Origin of the sequence: Microcoleus sp. B3-D2 (assembly GCF_036705345.1) — a bacterium.
GTDB lineage: Bacteria > Cyanobacteriota > Cyanobacteriia > Cyanobacteriales > Microcoleaceae > Microcoleus.
In genome coordinates this window covers 1-849 of sequence record NZ_JAUBUG010000180.1, presented here as the reverse complement: position 1 = coordinate 849, position 849 = coordinate 1, and the positions used below count along the sequence as shown (strand labels likewise).

The following is an 849-nucleotide window of genomic DNA, read 5'->3' as shown; positions in this document are numbered from 1 at the left end:
TTCGGCGACTACGCCAAAGCCATCGAGTACGCTCAGCAGCAGTTGGCGATCGCGCGAGAAATTAAAGACCCCCAAGGCCAGGGGGCGGCTCTGGGAAATCTGGGAATTGCTTACCGTAACTTCGGCGACTACGCCAAAGCCATCGAGTACGCTCAGCAGCAGTTGGCGATCGCGCGAGAAATTAAAGACCCCCAAGGTGAAGGGTGGGCTCTGGGAAGTCTGGGAAATGCTTACCTTTTGCTCGGCGCTACGCCAAAGTGATCGAGTACACTCAGCAGTTGTTAGCGATCGCACGGTCAATTAAAGACCGCCAAAGCGAGGGGAAAGCTCTCAACAATCTAGGATTGGCTCTCGCCAGCTCTGGCAATCTCCCAGCAGCAGAGAAAACCCTACTTGATAGTATTAAAGTTTTGGAATCTCTCCGTGCTGGATTAGACGATGCCAATAAAGTGTCAATATTTGAAACCCAAATTAGCTCCTACGTCACTTTACAACAAGTCCTCATTGCCCAGAAAAAAACTAATGACGCTTTAGAAATTGCCGAACGGGGTAGAGCCAGAGCTTTTGTGGAGTTATTGGCCTCTCGCCTTGCCCCATCTGCCTCTGTCCCAACTACTATCAACCCCCCCAATATCCAGCAAATTCAACAAATCGCTAAAGAGCAAAACGCTACCCTCGTCGAGTATTCAACTATTTGGAATCAAGCCCTTTATATTTGGGTAATTAAGCCGACTGGTGAAATTACCTTTCGCTCCGTTGACCTCAAATCTCTGGGTGCATCTCAGTTTTGCAAATCCCTGAAAAAATAGCTAAAATGAAAAAGCTAGTAAAACCGTAAAAAAAACGATG

The 849-nt window shown here is 47.7% G+C and carries 2 protein-coding genes; both read left to right on the top strand.

What is annotated here, in order from left to right:
- A partial coding sequence (locus QUB14_RS28535; RefSeq protein WP_333297471.1) for a tetratricopeptide repeat protein occupies nucleotides 1-261 on the top strand: 261 nt, incomplete at its 5' end.
- A complete protein-coding gene (locus QUB14_RS28530; protein WP_333221595.1) occupies nucleotides 258-809 on the top strand; it encodes a hypothetical protein in 552 nt (183 codons plus the stop codon). The genes QUB14_RS28535 and QUB14_RS28530, both read left to right, overlap by 4 nt.
- The last annotated feature ends 40 nt before the right edge of the window (nucleotides 810-849 follow it).